16 protein-coding genes are annotated in these 16,394 nt (G+C 69.8%); 13 read left to right on the top strand and 3 right to left on the bottom strand.

What is annotated here, in order from left to right; all coding sequences use genetic code 11:
* Nucleotides 1-381: 381 nt before the first annotated feature.
* The gene (locus ACWCPN_RS27585; protein ID WP_199211538.1) at nucleotides 382-1,077 is read left to right on the top strand and encodes a demethylmenaquinone methyltransferase; all 696 of its coding nucleotides are present in this window, start codon (nucleotides 382-384) and stop codon (nucleotides 1,075-1,077) included.
* Nucleotides 1,078-1,101: 24 nt separating this feature from the next.
* Here ACWCPN_RS27585 and ACWCPN_RS27580 read toward each other — a convergent pair whose 3' ends face one another.
* Nucleotides 1,102-1,437: a PASTA domain-containing protein gene (locus ACWCPN_RS27580; protein WP_365129549.1), complete on the bottom strand. Its 336-nt coding sequence runs from the start codon at nucleotides 1,435-1,437 to the stop codon at nucleotides 1,102-1,104.
* Nucleotides 1,438-1,529: 92 nt separating this feature from the next.
* Complete coding sequence (locus ACWCPN_RS27575) at nucleotides 1,530-2,036, bottom strand: GNAT family N-acetyltransferase (RefSeq protein WP_392291935.1); 507 nt, start codon at nucleotides 2,034-2,036, stop codon at nucleotides 1,530-1,532.
* Nucleotides 2,037-2,133: 97 nt separating this feature from the next.
* Between ACWCPN_RS27575 and ACWCPN_RS27570 the strand changes: the two genes are divergently transcribed.
* A complete protein-coding gene (locus ACWCPN_RS27570; RefSeq protein ID WP_199211539.1) occupies nucleotides 2,134-3,426 on the top strand; it encodes a geranylgeranyl reductase family protein in 1,293 nt (430 codons plus the stop codon).
* A 512-nt stretch (nucleotides 3,427-3,938) separates the two neighbouring features.
* Here ACWCPN_RS27570 and ACWCPN_RS27565 read toward each other — a convergent pair.
* A complete protein-coding gene (locus tag ACWCPN_RS27565; protein ID WP_451211217.1) occupies nucleotides 3,939-4,754 on the bottom strand; it encodes a C40 family peptidase in 816 nt (271 codons plus the stop codon).
* Between the two features lie 767 nt (nucleotides 4,755-5,521).
* Here ACWCPN_RS27565 and ACWCPN_RS27560 point away from each other — a divergent pair.
* Genes ACWCPN_RS27560 through nuoK form a run of 11 tightly spaced genes read left to right on the top strand, consistent with a single transcriptional unit; the run spans nucleotide 5,522 to nucleotide 16,386 of the window.
* Nucleotides 5,522-5,881: an NADH-quinone oxidoreductase subunit A gene (locus ACWCPN_RS27560; RefSeq protein WP_003992243.1), complete on the top strand. Its 360-nt coding sequence runs from the start codon at nucleotides 5,522-5,524 to the stop codon at nucleotides 5,879-5,881.
* Nucleotides 5,882-5,896: 15 nt separating this feature from the next.
* Nucleotides 5,897-6,451 (top strand): NuoB/complex I 20 kDa subunit family protein, encoded by a 555-nt coding sequence (locus ACWCPN_RS27555; protein WP_007383964.1) that lies wholly within the window; start codon nucleotides 5,897-5,899, stop codon nucleotides 6,449-6,451.
* Nucleotides 6,448-7,212 (top strand): NADH-quinone oxidoreductase subunit C, encoded by a 765-nt coding sequence (locus tag ACWCPN_RS27550; protein WP_451211213.1) that lies wholly within the window; start codon nucleotides 6,448-6,450, stop codon nucleotides 7,210-7,212. The genes ACWCPN_RS27555 and ACWCPN_RS27550 overlap by 4 nt, the downstream gene beginning before the upstream one ends.
* Complete coding sequence (locus tag ACWCPN_RS27545) at nucleotides 7,209-8,531, top strand: NADH-quinone oxidoreductase subunit D (RefSeq protein ID WP_451211210.1); 1,323 nt, start codon at nucleotides 7,209-7,211, stop codon at nucleotides 8,529-8,531. The genes ACWCPN_RS27550 and ACWCPN_RS27545 overlap by 4 nt, the downstream gene beginning before the upstream one ends.
* Nucleotides 8,528-9,397 (top strand): NADH-quinone oxidoreductase subunit NuoE, encoded by an 870-nt coding sequence (nuoE, locus tag ACWCPN_RS27540; RefSeq protein ID WP_451211208.1) that lies wholly within the window; start codon nucleotides 8,528-8,530, stop codon nucleotides 9,395-9,397. The genes ACWCPN_RS27545 and nuoE overlap by 4 nt, the downstream gene beginning before the upstream one ends.
* Nucleotides 9,394-10,743, top strand: coding sequence for an NADH-quinone oxidoreductase subunit NuoF (gene nuoF / locus ACWCPN_RS27535; RefSeq protein WP_451211205.1), 1,350 nt, complete (start codon nucleotides 9,394-9,396; stop codon nucleotides 10,741-10,743). Before nuoE ends, nuoF begins: the two co-directional genes overlap by 4 nt.
* Nucleotides 10,740-13,244 carry an NADH-quinone oxidoreductase subunit G gene (locus ACWCPN_RS27530; RefSeq protein WP_451211202.1) on the top strand — a complete coding sequence of 835 codons (2,505 nt, stop codon included), beginning with the start codon at nucleotides 10,740-10,742 and terminating at the stop codon, nucleotides 13,242-13,244. Before nuoF ends, ACWCPN_RS27530 begins: the two co-directional genes overlap by 4 nt.
* Nucleotides 13,241-14,605 (top strand): NADH-quinone oxidoreductase subunit NuoH, encoded by a 1,365-nt coding sequence (nuoH, locus tag ACWCPN_RS27525; RefSeq protein WP_199211545.1) that lies wholly within the window; start codon nucleotides 13,241-13,243, stop codon nucleotides 14,603-14,605. Before ACWCPN_RS27530 ends, nuoH begins: the two co-directional genes overlap by 4 nt.
* Nucleotides 14,598-15,248, top strand: coding sequence for an NADH-quinone oxidoreductase subunit NuoI (nuoI, locus tag ACWCPN_RS27520; RefSeq protein WP_199211546.1), 651 nt, complete (start codon nucleotides 14,598-14,600; stop codon nucleotides 15,246-15,248). The genes nuoH and nuoI overlap by 8 nt, the downstream gene beginning before the upstream one ends.
* On the top strand, nucleotides 15,245-16,090 hold the full coding sequence (locus tag ACWCPN_RS27515) for an NADH-quinone oxidoreductase subunit J (protein ID WP_451211197.1): 846 nt from the start codon (nucleotides 15,245-15,247) through the stop codon (nucleotides 16,088-16,090). The genes nuoI and ACWCPN_RS27515 overlap by 4 nt, the downstream gene beginning before the upstream one ends.
* Nucleotides 16,087-16,386 (top strand): NADH-quinone oxidoreductase subunit NuoK, encoded by a 300-nt coding sequence (nuoK, locus tag ACWCPN_RS27510; protein ID WP_020941573.1) that lies wholly within the window; start codon nucleotides 16,087-16,089, stop codon nucleotides 16,384-16,386. The genes ACWCPN_RS27515 and nuoK overlap by 4 nt, the downstream gene beginning before the upstream one ends.
* Nucleotides 16,387-16,394 lie beyond the last annotated feature (8 nt).

Genomic DNA, 16,394 nt, shown 5'->3' with positions numbered 1-16,394 from the left:
TATGTGCGGATTGCCCGTTCGATGGATGCCATTTGTCTGTTGGGTCGCTATTGGTCCCATCGGTGTTCACAGGGAACCGACAGGTTGGGCACGGTCTCACGGGTGGCTCACAAGAATTCCCGAGAAAGGGCCATATAAAGCCTCCCTGATATCCGGGGAATGCATTCCGAACCCGCCGTCGAAAGTTGCGCCACCGGGCGTGGTCGCCGCCGCAAACAGGGCAACGGGTCCGCCGCGGGACCCGTGTTCGTGGATTCCACCGGCCGCCGGTCCGAGGTGCTGCGCCGGATCGGCACGCTGGTCGACCGCCTCTGGGAGGTGCCCGCCTTCGAGCGGTAAGCCGCAACTGATCCCGGGAGGGCGTGCTGCAACAATGGGCGGGTGACCCGCGCCTCCCTGAACAAGCAGCCGCACGAAGTCGCCTCGATGTTCGACGACGTGGCGGAACGGTACGACCTGACGAACGACGTGCTGTCGCTCGGCCAGGACCGGCGCTGGCGCAAGGAGGTGGCGAAGGCGGTCGACGCGCGTCCCGCGCAGAAGGTCCTCGACCTCGCGGCCGGCACGGCGACCTCCTCGCTGCCCTTCGCGCGCACCGGCGCCTACGTCGTCCCGTGCGACTTCTCCCTCGGGATGCTCCAGGTCGGCAAGAGGAAGCACACCTGGCTGCCGTTCACGGCGGGCGACGCGACCAGGCTGCCGTTCAAGGACGACACCTTCGACGCCGTGACGATCTCCTTCGGGCTGCGCAACGTGCAGGACACGGACGCGGCGCTGCGCGAGATGTACCGGGTGACCCGGCCCGGCGGACGCGTGGTGATCTGCGAGTTCTCGCACCCCACCTGGGCGCCCTTCCGGACCGTCTACACCGAGTACCTGATGCGCGCGCTGCCGCCGGTCGCCCGTTCGGTGTCCTCCAACCCGGACGCCTACGTCTACCTCGCCGAGTCCATCCGGGCCTGGCCCGACCAGCCCGGCCTCGCCGAGCGGCTGCGCAAGGCCGGCTGGTCGAAGGTGGCGTGGCGCAACCTCACCGGCGGTGTGGTCGCGCTGCACCGGGGCTTCAAGGAGAGCTGAGTCCCGCCGGCGGGTGACCGGCGCTCACCTGCGGATCATCTCGAAGGCGTCGCCGGCCTCGCCCAGTTCGCGCCGCATTCCACCCGAGGGCGGCCGCGGGATGCGTGGCTCGCGCACGCCCCCGCCGCCCTCGCCGTCACCGAAGTCGAACCACACGTACACCACGGAGTCCGGGGGCACCTCGGCACCGGGCTGCGGATACTGGCGTACGACGTACTCGACCACCGTGTGCGCGAAGTCCGGGCGGTCCGGCGCGTTGAGGAAGAGTCCTCGGGCGAGGGCCGTCTCGCGCGCGTCCATGGCCATGAGTCCGACCAGACGGGGAACGCGCGCTTCGGGTGTTTTGGGTGTTATAAGCACAGATGTCACCCCCAGCGGTACTGGAAGAGTAACGCGGGCGCGGGTCACCCGGAAGCGACATGTGGCTTACTGTGACAGTTGGTTACTCTCGGTCACAGATCGAGCCGGTAGCAGTGCCCCTGCCGTGCCGAGGCCGGCGTCGTGAACGTCTCCGCGAGCCGCATGCCCAGGCGCCGGGTGACCGCGATGGAGCGCTCGTTGCGCGCGTCGACCATCGCCACCACCCGGGCCACCCCGGCCGCCCGCAGCCGGTCCAGCGTCTCCCCGGCGGCGGCGGTGGCGTACCCCCGCCCCCAGTGCGCCCGGCCCAGCCGCCAGCCGATCTCGATCTCGCCCGCGGGCCCCCAGGCGTGCGGCCACGGCTGGGCCCCGGTGAAGCCGACCATGCCGCCCTCGTCGTCCAGCACCGACCACAGGCAGAACCCCCGCTCCGCGTCGTGCCGGCGCTGGCGCGCGGTCAGCTCCTCGTACACCGACACCTCGGCGGACCGGCCCCCGTGGAACTCCATGACCTCCGGGTCGTCGAAGACCCGGTGCCAGGAGAACGCGTCCTCGTCGGTGGGCACACGCAGCCGTACAGCGGGGAGAGCTCGGTTCACGGGGCAGCCCTTCAGCCGGGTGATCAGTACTGCTGAATAGACTGCCCATGTCCAGTGCCGGTCGGCACGCAGATTCCGAACTTGGGGAGATCCCGCCGTGACAGTCGTGACTGAGCCCCTCTCCGAGAACACCGCCGATGTGATCGTCGTCGGCGCGGGGCCGGCCGGCTCCACCACCGCCTACCACCTCGCCAAGGCCGGACTCGACGTCCTCCTGCTGGAGAAGACCGAGTTCCCCCGCGAGAAGGTCTGCGGCGACGGCCTCACCCCGCGCGCGGTCAAGCAGCTCGTGGCGATGGGCATCGACGTCTCCGAGGAGGCCGGCTGGCTGCGCAACAAGGGCCTGCGCATCATCGGCGGCGGCAGCCGTCTCCAGCTCGACTGGCCCGACCTCGCGTCGTTCCCGGACTACGGCCTCGTCCGCAAGCGTGACGACTTCGACGAGCAGCTCGCCCGCAACGCCCAGAAGGCCGGCGCCCGCCTCTTCGAGCGCTGCAACGTCTCCGGCCCCGTCGTGGACGACCGCACCGGCCGCATCACCGGTGTGACCGCCAAGCTCGGCGAGGAGAAGCGCGAGGTCACCTTCCACGCGCCGCTCGTCGTCGCCGCCGACGGCAACTCCACCCGCCTGTCCCTCGCGATGGGCCTGCACCGCCGCGAGGACCGCCCCATGGGCGTCGCGGTGCGCACCTACTTCACCTCTCCCCGCCACGACGACGACTACCTGGAGTCCTGGCTGGAGCTGTGGGACCGGCGGGGCTCCCAGGAGCGCCTGCTGCCCGGCTACGGCTGGATCTTCGGCATGGGCGACGGCACCTCCAACGTCGGCCTCGGCGTGCTGAACACCTCGGCCGCCTTCAAGGAGCTGGACTGGCGCGAGATCCTCAAGGCCTGGTGCGCCTCCATGCCCGAGGACTGGGGCTACACCCCGGAGAACATGACCGGCCCGATCCGCGGCGCCGCCCTGCCCATGGCCTTCAACCGCCAGCCGCACTACACCAAGGGGCTGCTGCTCGTCGGCGACGCGGGCGGCCTGGTGAACCCCTTCAACGGCGAGGGCATCGCCTACGCCATGGAGTCCGGCCAGATCGCCGCGGACGTCGTCGTGCAGGCCCACGCGCGCGCGACGCCCGCCCAGCGCGAGATCGCCCTGCAGCGCTACCCGCGCGTCCTCAAGGACACCTACGGCGGCTACTACAGCCTGGGCCGCGCCTTCGTGAAGCTCATCGGCAACCCGAAGGTCATGCAGATCGCGGCCCAGCGGGGTCTGACCCACCCCGTGCTGATGAAGTTCACCCTGAAGCTCCTCGCGAACCTCACCGACCCCACCGGCGGCGACGCGATGGACCGCATCATCAACGGCCTGAGCAGGGTCGCGCCGAAGGCGTGAGGGACCGCGCCCGGCACGTGGCCGGGCGCGGAGGGCGGAGCGGGCGGCGGCCCGGCGGACGTACACCTCGTCCGGCCGGGCCGCCGCCCGCCGTCGTACGCCCTCCCGCCCGGCGAGAGGAGGCCGGGCCGGTCGCCGTCGCGGCGTGAGAGGACCGCCGGGCCCGCCGGGGGCTCACCGCGCCGCCGAGAGGGGCGGAGCGGCCCTGGGCCGAAGGGAGCGGGCCGGGGACGGGTGGACGGCCGCGCGGGCCGTACGAGGGCACCCGGAGCCGCGCGACGGCGGACCGGGCGTGGTCGCGGACGGCGTGACGCGACCGCGTGGCGGTGGCCGGCGGGTCCGTGGCTCATCCGGAACGCCCCACCTGCCGGGAACCGTCCGGACTTGCGTCGCTCGTCCCTAATCAGCCTGATCCAGGCCGTATTGGCCTCAATCGGCAGGGCGGGAACGGAAAGGACCGCGGCCCCCGAGCGGCCGCGGCCCTTCCTTGTGCTGATCGTGGTGCGGTGTGCTCAGAGCACCCGGACCGCGCCGGTCGGCGGGTCGTACGACAGCGGCTTCTCCTGGACGCCGCTGGAGGGGTTCTGGGCGCCGACGAACATACCGTCGCCGACGTACACCGCCACGTGGTACGCGCTGCCCGCGCTGCCCCAGTAGAGGATGTCGCCGGGCTGCAGGTTGCTTAGCGACACCTGGGTGCCGGCCGTCGACTGGTCCTGGGAGACCCGCGGCAGGCTGATGCCGACCTGCTTGAACGCCGTCTGCACCAGGCCGGAGCAGTCGTACGCGGACGGGCCGGTGGCGCCGGAGACGTAGGCCTTGCCGACCTGGGCCTTCACGAAGGAGACGATGGCCGCCGCCGAACCGGTGGCGGTGGACGTGCTCGTGCTCGTGGACGCGCCGGTGCTCGCCGTGGTGGAGAGCGTCGTGCGCTCGGCGCTGCGGGCGGCGCGCGCGGCGGCGGCCTTGCGAGCGTCCTCCTGGGCCTTCTTCTTGGCCTCCGCGGCCTTCTGCTTGGCCTCCGCGAGGTCCGACTTGGCCTGCTTCGCGGCGTTCGCGGCGGCCGCGTCGCGCTCGGCCTGCAGTTCGTAGTTGGCCGCGGCCTGCTGAGTGGCGTCCGCGGACTGGGCGACCTGAGCGGCCAGGTCGGCCGTCAGCGTGGGCAGTTCGAGGGTCTGCGTCACCGGCTCGGCAGCGTTCGCCGATCCGGACGCCCCGGCTACTGCCAGGGTGCTGAGGACGCCACCGGCAACTCCGGCCCGCATCGCGAGGGTCGACGCGCTGCGGCGGGGCTTCCGGTGGCTGCGTATGTGAGCGGTGTGGGACATGGGAACAACCGGTACCAGGGGCTCCTTCATATCTTCAAGAAACGTGTGGTGCGCCACAGTTGCTCAACGGAGGCCTCAAAAGCCCTGCGCGTCACTCTTTATTGACGCCGTAACGGACATTGCGGACGCCCGTGATCAAGCCCTTGATCACGGTCTTTGATCATTACGTCCGAATTGCCCTGCGCCTACCACTCGTTCGGGTCGTTGGCCAAGCCCCGTTCTCAGACACCTCTCATCAATGTGGCGGAGGTCACGGAACGGTTACCGGAAGGGCGACGTCCCGCGCGGGCGGGAGGTGGACGAGAGGAGAAGGGGACTTCGTGAACGCGTGCACGCGCTCGCGCCGCGTCCACACCTCGCCCCGCACCTCCCCCTGACGTGTGAACGCGTTCCTCTATCAGGGCACCGCGTCCAGAGCCAATTTGCATGCAGCGGAACTCTCTTGATATGGAGACGCCCCCTTTCACCTGCGACGACGAGCGAAAATGTCACTTCTGGTGATCAGCTGGACGCTTCGCGTACGAAGATCACCCATCATCCGACTTCATGATCCTTCGTCAGGTGGTGGAGATCACAAAGGTTGTGTAATACCCCGTGTCGCAGATCACAGAGCGGCAGGCATAGGATGCGAGGCAGTTGGGCTTGTGACCTGCTTCACATGTTCTCGATCTTCGCCCGGGAAGAGCGTGGTTCGAGGGACCGGTGGGGCGGACGTGAGCCCAGTGCAACCGCCAGCAGTCAGTGCCGACTGAGAGGAGCGAGGAGCGGTGAACGCGTATGCGCCCATCCTCGTACTGGGAGCCCTCGGGGCAGGCTTTGCGATCTTCTCCGTGGTCATGGCCACGCTGATCGGTCCGAAGCGGTACAACCGCGCCAAGCTCGAGGCCTACGAGTGCGGTATCGAGCCGACCCCCACGCCGGCCGGCGGCGGGCGCTTCCCCATCAAGTACTACCTGACGGCGATGCTCTTCATCGTCTTCGACATCGAGATCGTCTTCCTCTACCCCTGGGCCGTCACCTTCGACGCCCTGGGGATCTTCGGGCTCGTGGAGATGCTGCTCTTCGTGCTCACCGTCTTCGTCGCGTACGCGTACGTATGGCGGCGCGGCGGCCTGGAATGGGACTGAGGGGCCTTTAACGACATGGGACTCGAAGAAAAGCTGCCGAGCGGCTTCCTGCTGACCACCGTGGAGCAGGCCGCGGGCTGGGTGCGCAAGGCGTCCGTCTTCCCGGCCACCTTCGGCCTCGCCTGCTGCGCCATCGAGATGATGACCACCGGCGCCGGGCGCTACGACCTCGCGCGCTTCGGCATGGAGGTCTTCCGCGGCTCGCCGCGCCAGGCGGACCTGATGATCGTCGCCGGCCGGGTCAGCCAGAAGATGGCGCCGGTCCTGAGGCAGGTCTACGACCAGATGCCCAATCCCAAGTGGGTGATCTCCATGGGCGTCTGCGCCTCCTCGGGCGGCATGTTCAACAACTACGCGATCGTCCAGGGCGTCGACCACATCGTCCCGGTCGACATCTACCTCCCCGGCTGCCCGCCGCGGCCCGAGATGCTGATGGACGCGATCCTCAAGCTCCACCAGAAGATCCAGTCCTCCAAGCTCGGCGTGAACGCCGAGGAAGCGGCCCGCGAGGCGGAGGAGGCGGCGCTCAAGGCCCTGCCCACGATCGAGATGAAGGGGCTGCTGCGGTGAGCGACGCGAACGGCACCAACGGCGTCAACGGGTCCTCGAACGGGGTGAACCCCGAGAAGGACCTCTCCGCCTCCAACCTCCCCGGCCAGCGCGGCCAGGGCGGCGAGGAGATCCGCGTCCAGCGCGGGATGTTCGGCGCCGACAACGGCGGCGACACCTCCGGCTACGGCGGCTTGGTCCGCTCGGTCCGCCTCCCGGGACCGGCGAACCGGCCCTACGGCGGCTGGTTCGACGAGGTGGCCGACGAGCTGGAGGGTGCCCTGGAGGAGCAGGGCCTCCTGCCGGAGAACGCCATCGAGAAGACGGTCGTCGACCGCGGGGAACTGACCTTCCACATCGAACGCGAGCACCTGGTCCGCGTCGCCCGCACGCTGCGCGACGACCCCGCCCTGCGCTTCGAGCTGTGCACCGGCGTCAGCGGCGTCCACTACCCGCACGACAAGGGCCGGGAGCTGCACGCCGTCTACCACCTGCGCTCGATCACCCACAACCGGCTGATCCGCCTCGAGGTGAGCGCCCCCGACAGCGAGCCGCGCATCCCCTCCCTGGTCTCCGTGTACCCGACCAACGACTGGCACGAGCGCGAGACCTGGGACTTCTTCGGGATCGTCTTCGACGGTCACCCGGCCCTGACCCGGATCATGATGCCGGACGACTGGCAGGGCCACCCGCAGCGCAAGGACTACCCCCTCGGCGGCATCGCCGTCGAGTACAAGGGCGCCCAGATCCCGGCTCCGGACCAGCGGAGGTCGTACTCGTGAGCACGCAGTCAGCATCCGCCCGCGAGACCACCGAGGGCACCGTCTACACGGTCACCGGTGGCGACTGGGACGAGGTCGTCCAGTCCGCGGCCCGCGCCGACGACGAGCGCATCGTCGTCAACATGGGTCCCCAGCACCCGTCCACCCATGGAGTGCTTCGTCTGATCCTCGAGATCGAGGGCGAGACGGTCACCGAGGCCCGCTGCGGCATCGGCTACCTCCACACCGGCATCGAGAAGAACCTCGAGTACCGGACCTGGACGCAGGGCACCACGTTCGTGACGCGCATGGACTACCTGACGTCCTTCTTCAACGAGACCGCCTACTGTCTCGCCGTCGAGAAGCTCCTCGGCATCGAGGACGAGATCACCGAGCGCGCCAAGATCATCCGGGTCCTCCTGATGGAGCTGAACCGGCTCTCCTCCCACCTGGTGTGCATCGCCACCGGCGGCATGGAGCTGGGCGCCACCACGATCATGATCTACGGATTCCGTGATCGTGAAATGATTCTCGACATCTACGAGCTCATCACGGGCCTGCGGATGAACCACGCGTACATCCGCCCCGGCGGACTCGCCCAGGACCTGCCGCCCGGCGCGGTGGACCAGATCCGCGAGTTCGTGAAGAAGATGAAGAAGAACCTCCCGGAGTACGACAAGCTCGCCACCGGGAACCCCATCTTCAAGGCCCGTATGCAGAACGTCGGCTACCTCGACCTGGCCGGCTGCATGGCCCTCGGCGCCACCGGCCCGATCCTGCGCTCCACCGGTCTGCCGCACGACCTGCGCAAGACACAGCCCTACTGCGGCTACGAGACGTACGACTTCGACGTCCCGACCGCCGACTCCTGCGACTCCTACGGGCGCTTCCTGATCCGCCTGGAGGAGATGCGCCAGTCGCTCGGCATCGTCGAGCAGTGCCTGGACCGGCTCCAGCCCGGCCCGGTCATGGTCGCCGACAAGAAGATCGCCTGGCCCGCCCAGCTCGCCCTGGGACCGGACGGGCTCGGCAACTCCCTCGACCACATCAAGAAGATCATGGGCACTTCCATGGAGGCCCTGATCCACCACTTCAAGCTGGTCACCGAGGGCTTCCGCGTACCGCCGGGACAGGCGTACGCGGCCGTCGAGTCCCCCAAGGGCGAACTCGGGGTCCACGCCGTCTCCGACGGCGGCACCCGCCCCTTCCGGGTCCACTTCCGCGACCCGTCCTTCACCAACCTGCAGGCCATGGCGGCGATGTGCGAAGGCGGCCAGGTCGCCGACGTCATCGTCGCCGTCGCGTCCATCGACCCCGTGATGGGAGGCGTCGACCGGTGACCACCAGTTCTTCGGAGCGGGGCGTCAGCCTGGGCATGCCCCAACTGCCCGCCCCCGCGTACCCGGACGACGTCCGGGCCCGGCTGGAGACGGACGCGCGCGAGGTGATCGCGCGCTACCCCGACTCCCGCTCGGCCCTGCTGCCGCTGCTCCACCTCGTGCAGTCGGAGGAGGGCCACGTCACCCGCACCGGCATGCAGTTCTGCGCGGACATGCTGGACCTCACCACGGCCGAGGTCACCGCCGTCGCCACCTTCTACACGATGTACCGGCGCAAGCCCTCCGGCGACTACCAGGTGGGCGTCTGCACCAACACCCTGTGCGCGGTGATGGGCGGCGACGCGATCTTCGAGACCCTCCAGGAGCACCTGGGCGTCGGCAACGGCGAGACCACCGACGACGGCAAGGTCACCCTGGAGCACATCGAGTGCAACGCGGCCTGCGACTTCGCACCGGTGGTGATGGTCAACTGGGAGTTCTTCGACAACCAGACCCCCGGCAGCGCCAAGCGCCTGGTCGACGACCTGCGCGAGGGACGGCCCGTACAGCCCACGCGCGGGGCGCGCCTGTGCACCTTCAAGGAGACCGCGCGGATTCTGGCCGGCTTCCCCGACGAGCGGCCCGGGGCCGTCGAGGAGGGCGGCAGTGCGGGACCCGCTTCGCTGGTGGGCCTCCGCCTGGCAAGGGGAGAGGCCGCACCCGCGCGCGTGGTCCATCCGCGCGACGGCGGTCCGCACGACGAACCGCAGGACGGGGCGCACCGGCCGTCGACGGCCGAGCACCTCAGTTCTCATGACGCGCCGCAGCAGACATCGGCCTCCGACCCGGCCCACCCGGCAGGGCCCGCCGCCGAGGAGGGGGAGTGATGACCGTGGCACCCGAACTCAAGGACACGAGCCCCGAGAAGCTGCTCGCACCCGTGCTGTCGGCCTTCTGGGACGAGGACCGGTCCTGGTCCATGGACGTCTACCGCAGGCACGAGGGGTACGAGGGGCTCCGCAAGGCGCTCGCCATGTCGCCGGACGACCTGATCGCGTACGTCAAGGACTCCGGTCTGCGCGGGCGCGGCGGCGCGGGATTCCCGACCGGAATGAAATGGCAGTTCATTCCCCAGGGTGATGGAAAACCGCACTATCTGGTTGTCAACGCCGACGAGTCGGAACCGGGAACCTGCAAGGACATCCCGCTCCTCTTCGCGAACCCGCACAGCCTCATCGAGGGCATCGTGATCGCGTGCTACGCCATCCGGTCTTCGCATGCCTTCATCTACCTGCGTGGTGAGGTCGTCCCCGTTCTGCGGCGGCTGCACGAGGCCGTGCGCGAGGCCTACGCGGCGGGCTACCTCGGCGAGAACATCCTGGGCAGCGGACTCGACCTCGACCTCACCGTGCACGCCGGCGCCGGCGCGTACATCTGCGGTGAGGAGACCGCACTGCTCGACTCGCTCGAAGGCCGCCGTGGTCAACCGCGGCTCCGTCCCCCTTTCCCGGCCGTCGAAGGGCTCTACGCCTGCCCGACTGTTGTGAACAACGTCGAGTCGATCGCGTCGGTTCCCGCCATCCTGAAAAACGGGAAAGACTGGTTCAGGTCGATGGGCAGCGAGAAGTCCCCGGGCTTCACGCTCTACTCGCTCAGCGGCCACGTCGCGAGCCCCGGCCAGTTCGAGGCGCCGCTCGGCGTCACACTGCGCCAGCTCCTCGACATGAGCGGCGGGATGCGGCCCGGCCACCGCCTCAAGTTCTGGACCCCGGGCGGCTCCTCGACCCCGATGTTCACCGACGAGCACCTCGACGTCCCCCTCGACTACGAAGGGGTCGGCGCCGCGGGTTCCATGCTCGGCACCAAGGCCCTGCAGTGCTTCGACGAGACGACCTGCGTGGTGCGGGCGGTGACCCGCTGGACCGAGTTCTACGCCCACGAGTCCTGCGGCAAGTGCACACCCTGCCGTGAAGGAACGTACTGGCTGGTGCAGTTGCTGCGGGACATCGAGGCCGGCAAGGGCGCGATGTCCGACCTCGACAAGCTCGCCGACATCGCCGACAACATCAACGGCAAGTCCTTCTGCGCCCTCGGTGACGGCGCCGCATCCCCGATCTTCTCCTCGCTGAAGTACTTCCGCGAGGAGTACGAGCAGCACATCACGGGCCGGGGCTGCCCCTTCGACCCGGCCAAGTCGACGGCCTGGGCGGACCGCCCGGAGGTGAACGCATGACCGTGACCACCAGTGCTCCCTCCGGAGGGGGAGAGGCGGCGGTCCCGCCGGAGGACCTCGTCACGCTGACGATCGACGGCGTCGAGATCAGCGTGCCCAAGGGCACCCTGGTCATCCGGGCCGCCGAGCAGCTCGGCATCGAGATCCCGCGGTTCTGCGACCACCCCCTGCTGGATCCGGCCGGTGCCTGCCGCCAGTGCATCGTCGAGGTCGAGGGCCAGCGCAAGCCCATGGCGTCCTGCACCATCACGTGCACCGACGGCATGGTGGTGAAGACCCAGCTCACCTCGCCGGTCGCCGAGAAGGCCCAGCACGGTGTGATGGAGCTGCTGCTCATCAACCACCCGCTGGACTGCCCGGTCTGCGACAAGGGCGGCGAGTGCCCGCTGCAGAACCAGGCCATGTCGCACGGCAACGCGGAGTCCCGCTTCGAGGGCCGCAAGCGGACCTACGAGAAGCCCGTGCCGATCTCCACGCAGGTGCTCCTCGACCGCGAGCGGTGCGTGCTGTGCGCCCGCTGCACCCGCTTCTCCAACCAGGTGGCGGGCGACCCGATGATCGAGCTGATCGAACGGGGCGCGCTGCAGCAGGTCGGCACCGGTGAGGGCGACCCGTTCGAGTCGTACTTCTCCGGCAACACCATCCAGATCTGCCCGGTGGGCGCGCTCACCTCGGCGGCCTACCGCTTCCGCTCCCGGCCCTTCGACCTCATCTCCTCGCCGTCGGTGTGCGAACACTGCTCGGGCGGCTGCGCGACGCGCACCGACCACCGGCGCGGCAAGGTCATGCGGCGGCTCGCCGCCGACGACCCCGAGGTCAACGAGGAGTGGATCTGCGACAAGGGCCGCTTCGCGTTCCGGTACGCCCAGACCAGGGACCGCCTCGACGTCCCGCTGGTGCGCAACGCCGAGGGCGTTCTGGAGCCCGTCTCCTGGCCGGAGGCCCTGGAAGCGGCCGCGCGCGGACTGAGCGTCGCCCGTTCCCGGGCCGGTGTCCTCACCGGCGGGCGGCTGACGGTCGAGGACGCCTACGCGTACAGCAAGTTCGCGCGCGTGGCGCTCGGCACGAACGACATCGACTTCCGCGCGCGCGTGCACAGCGGCGAGGAGGCCGACTTCCTCGCGGCCCGGGTGGCGGGCCGCGGCCGTGACCTCGACGGCACCGGCGTCACCTACACCACGCTGGAGAAGGCACCCGCCGTCCTGCTCGCCGGGTTCGAGTCGGAGGAGGAGGCGCCCGGCGTCTTCCTGCGGCTGCGCAAGGCCTGGCGCAAGCACAAGCAGCAGGTGTTCTCCCTCGCCACGCACGCGACGCGCGGCCTGCAGAAGGCGGGCGGCACGCTGCTGCCGGCCGCGCCCGGCACCGAGACCGAGTGGCTGGACGCCCTCGCGAGCGGCGTGGGCCTCGAGGAGCCCGGCGCGAAGGCCGCCGAGGCCCTGCGCGCCGACGGCGCGGTGATCGTCGTGGGGGAGCGGCTCGCCTCGGTCGCGGGCGGTCTCACCGCCGCCGTGCGCGCCGCCGCCGCCACCGGCGCCCAGTTGGTCTGGATCCCGCGGCGGGCGGGCGAACGCGGCGCGATCGAGGCCGGCGCGCTGCCGTCGCTGCTGCCGGGCGGCCGCCCGGCGACCGACCCGCGCGCCCGGGAGGAGGTCGCCGCAGTCTGGGGGCTGGCCGAACTCCCCGCCGGTCACGGCCGGGACACCCACCAGATGATCGAGGCTGCCGCCACCGGCGAACTGGCCGCGCTCGTGGTCGCCGGCGTGGAGGTCGACGACCTGCCCGACCCGGCACGCGCGCGTGAGGCGCTCGAAGGCGTCGGCTTCCTGGTGTCACTGGAACTGCGGCCCAGCGAGGTCACCGGCCACGCCGACGTGGTCCTGCCGGTCGCGGCGGTCGCCGAGAAGGCGGGCGCCTTCCTGAACTGGGAGGGCAGGGTGCGCTTCTTCGAAGCCGCGCTCAAGCCCGACCAGATGACCCGCCGGCTCGCCCCCACCGACGGGCGGGTACTGCAGATGCTGGCCGACGCCATGGACGTGCACCTGGGCCTGCCGGACCTGCGGACCGCGCGCGCGGAGATCGACCGGCTCGGCCCCTGGGACGGCCCGCGGGCCACCGACCCCCTGGAGACCGGGGGCGTCCTGCCCCGGCCGGCCGTCGGCGAGGCCGTACTCGCCGGGCACCGGCTGCTGCTCGACCAGGGCGTCCTGCAGGAGGGCGACGAGGCCCTCGCCGGAACCCGGCACGCCGCACGCGCGCGCGTGTCGGCGGCGACGGCCGCCGAGGCGGGCGTCGAGGACGGCGGCCTCCTGGCCGTCACCGGCTCCTCCGGCACCGTCGAACTTCCGCTCCAGGTCACCGAGATGCCCGACCGGGTCGTGTGGCTGCCGCTGAACTCCGCCGGCGCGGGCGTCGCCTCCGACACCGGTGCGCAGCCCGGCTCCCTCGTCCGTATCGGCCCGGCGGCACGCGCCGAACAGGCCCCCAAGGAGGTGGAGGCATGAGCCCGTACCTCGCGGCTGAAGACCTCTCGATGTTCGGCCGGGACCCCTGGTGGCTGGTCGTCGTCAAGGCCGTCTTCTGCTTCGCGTTCCTGATGGTGACCGTGCTGTTCTCCATCGTCTGGGAGCGCAAGGTCGTCGCCTGGATGCAGCTTCGCATCGGCCCGAACCGGCACGGCCCCTGGGGCATGCTCCAGTCGCTCGCCGACGGCATCAAGCTGATGCTCAAGGAAGACCTCGTCGTCAAACGCGCGGACAAGGTGGTCTACGTCCTCGCACCGATCGTCGCGGCCATCCCGGCCTTCATGGCGATCGCGGTGATCCCCTTCGGTCCCGCCGACAACGAGATCTCGATCTTCGGCACGCGGACCACGATGCAGCTCACCGACCTGCCGATCGCGATGCTCTACATCCTCGCGGTCGCCTCGGTCGGCATCTACGGCATCGTGCTGGCGGGCTGGAGCTCCGGATCCACCTACCCGCTGCTCGGCGGTCTGCGCTCCTGCGCCCAGATGATCTCCTACGAGATCGCCATGGGCGCGGCGTTCGCCTCCGTGTTCCTCTACTCGGGGTCGATGTCGACGTCGACCATCGTCGAGCAGCAGCACGACCGCTGGTACATCCTGCTGCTGCCGGTCTCCTTCATCCTCTACGTCGTCACGATGGTCGGCGAGACCAACCGCGCCCCCTTCGACATGCCGGAGTCGGAGGGCGACCTGGTCGGCGGCTTCAACACCGAGTACTCGTCCATCAAGTTCGCGATGTTCATGCTCGCCGAGTACGTGAACATGGTGACGGTGTCGGCCGTCTCGACCACCCTGTTCCTCGGCGGCTGGCGCGCCCCCTGGCCGGTCAGCGGCTTCTGGGAGGGCGCGAACCACGGCTGGTGGCCGCTGCTCTGGTTCGTCATCAAGGTCCAGTTGCTGCTGTTCTTCTTCATCTGGCTGCGCGGCACGCTCCCCCGGGTCCGGTACGACCAGCTCATGAAGCTCGGCTGGAAGGTCCTCATCCCGGTCTCGGTGACCTGGCTGATGCTCGTCGCGACCGTGCGGGCGCTGCGCAACGAGAACTACGACTTCGCCGACATCGCGCTCTACGTCGGCGGCGGTGTCCTCGCCCTGCTGCTGCTCTCCTTCGTCGCCGACATGTTCCGCGCGAAGGCGAGGACGGACGAGCAGGCCGCCGGCCCGCAGCCCGGATTCGACCCGATGGCGGGCGGATTCCCCGTGCCTCCGCTGCCCGGACAGGAACTGCCGCCGGCGCCCAGGCGCCGCTCGCGCCGGGAGCGGGAGCTGATTGTCAGTGGTGGACCGGACACTGTCAGTGACGGATCTACGGATGGAAAGGAGGCGTCCGATGGCTGAGGAGCCAACGGAGTCCGGACAGATCAAGCCCGGCTTCCAGAACCCCGTGGCCGGCTTCGGCGTGACCTTCAAGGCCATGTTCAAGAAGCGGCTCACCGAGCAGTACCCCGAGCAGCAGAAGACCACGGCTCCGCGGTTCCACGGACGGCACCAGCTCAACCGCCATCCGGACGGCCTGGAGAAGTGCGTCGGCTGCGAGCTGTGCGCCTGGGCCTGCCCCGCCGACGCCATCTACGTGGAGGGCGCCGACAACACCGACGAGGAGCGCTACTCGCCGGGTGAGCGGTACGGCCGCGTCTACCAGATCAACTACGCCCGCTGCATCCTGTGCGGGCTGTGCATCGAGGCGTGCCCCACGCGCGCGCTGACGATGACGAACGAGTTCGAACTGGCCGACTCCAGCCGCGCCAACCTCATCTACACCAAGGAGCAGCTGCTCGCCGGTCTCGAGGAGGGCATGGTCGACACGCCGCACGCGATCTTCCCGGGGACGGACGAGCAGGACTACTACCGGGGCCTGGTGACGGAGGCCGCGCCGGGCACGGTGCGGCAGGCCGCCGTCTCCAAGGGCGAGGTGGTGCAGGAGGGCGACAGCACCTCCGGCGAGACCGAACCGGCGTCGGAGAAGGTGATCGGCCGATGAGCGCACTGCAGCTTGCCGCCTACACCACCTCCACCGGTGAGGCCTTCCAGTTCTGGGTCCTCGGCACGGTCGCGGTGATCGGCGCCCTGTGCACCGTCTTCATGAGGAAGGCCGTGCACAGCGCCCTCTGCCTCGCCGGAACCATGATCGTCCTGGCGGTGTTCTACCTCGCCAACGGCGCCTACTTCCTGGGCATCGTGCAGATCGTCGTCTACACCGGCGCGATCATGATGCTGTTCCTCTTCGTGGTGATGCTCGTCGGCGTCACGGCCGCGGACTCGCTGAAGGAGACCATCAAGGGCCAGCGCTGGCTGGCCCTGCTCTGCGGGGCCGGCTTCGGCGTCCTGCTGATCGCCGGCATCGGCAACGCCTCCCTGACGGAGTTCAACGGCACCGGCCGGGCGAACGCCAACGGCAACGTGGAGGGTCTCGCGGCCCTCATCTTCACCAAGTACGTCTTCGCCTTCGAGATCACCGGCGCACTGCTGATCACGGCCGCCGTCGGCGCGATGGTGCTCACCCACCGCGAGCGCACCGAGCGCGCCAGGACCCAGCGCGAGATGGCCGAGCAGCGCATCCGGGAAGGCCGGCACATCCCGCCGCTGCCCGCCCCGGGCGTCTACGCCCGGCACAACGCCGTGGACGTCGCGGGCCTGCTGCCCGACGGCACCCCCTCCGAGCTGACCGTCAGCAAGACGCTGCGCGAACGCGGTCAGATCCGGGACGTGTCGGCGGAGGCGCTCAACGACCTCCGGGCCCTGGAGCAGCGCGCCGCCGAGCGTCTGGAGCGGACCGGGATCGAGCCGGCGACGTTCAAGCGGCCCGAGGAGGCGTCGAAGTGAACCCCGTCAACTACCTCTACCTCGCGGCCCTGCTGTTCACCGTCGGCGCGACCGGGGTGCTGATCCGGCGCAACGCGATCGTCGTGTTCATGTGCGTGGAGCTGATGCTCAACGCCTGCAACCTCGCGTTCGTCGTCTTCTCCCGGATGCACGGCAACCTCGACGGCCAGATCATCGCCTTCTTCACGATGGTCGTCGCCGCCGCGGAGGTCGTGGTGGGCCTCGCGATCATCGTGTCGCTGTTCCGTACCCGCCACTCGGCCTCGGTCGACGACGCCAGCCTGATGAAGCTGTAAGGGGTCGG

The sequence above is a fragment of the Streptomyces sp. NPDC002386 genome (genome assembly GCF_053593175.1).
The sequence above is the reverse complement of the archived record's forward strand: the minus strand, read 5'-3'. Positions and strand labels throughout refer to the sequence as shown.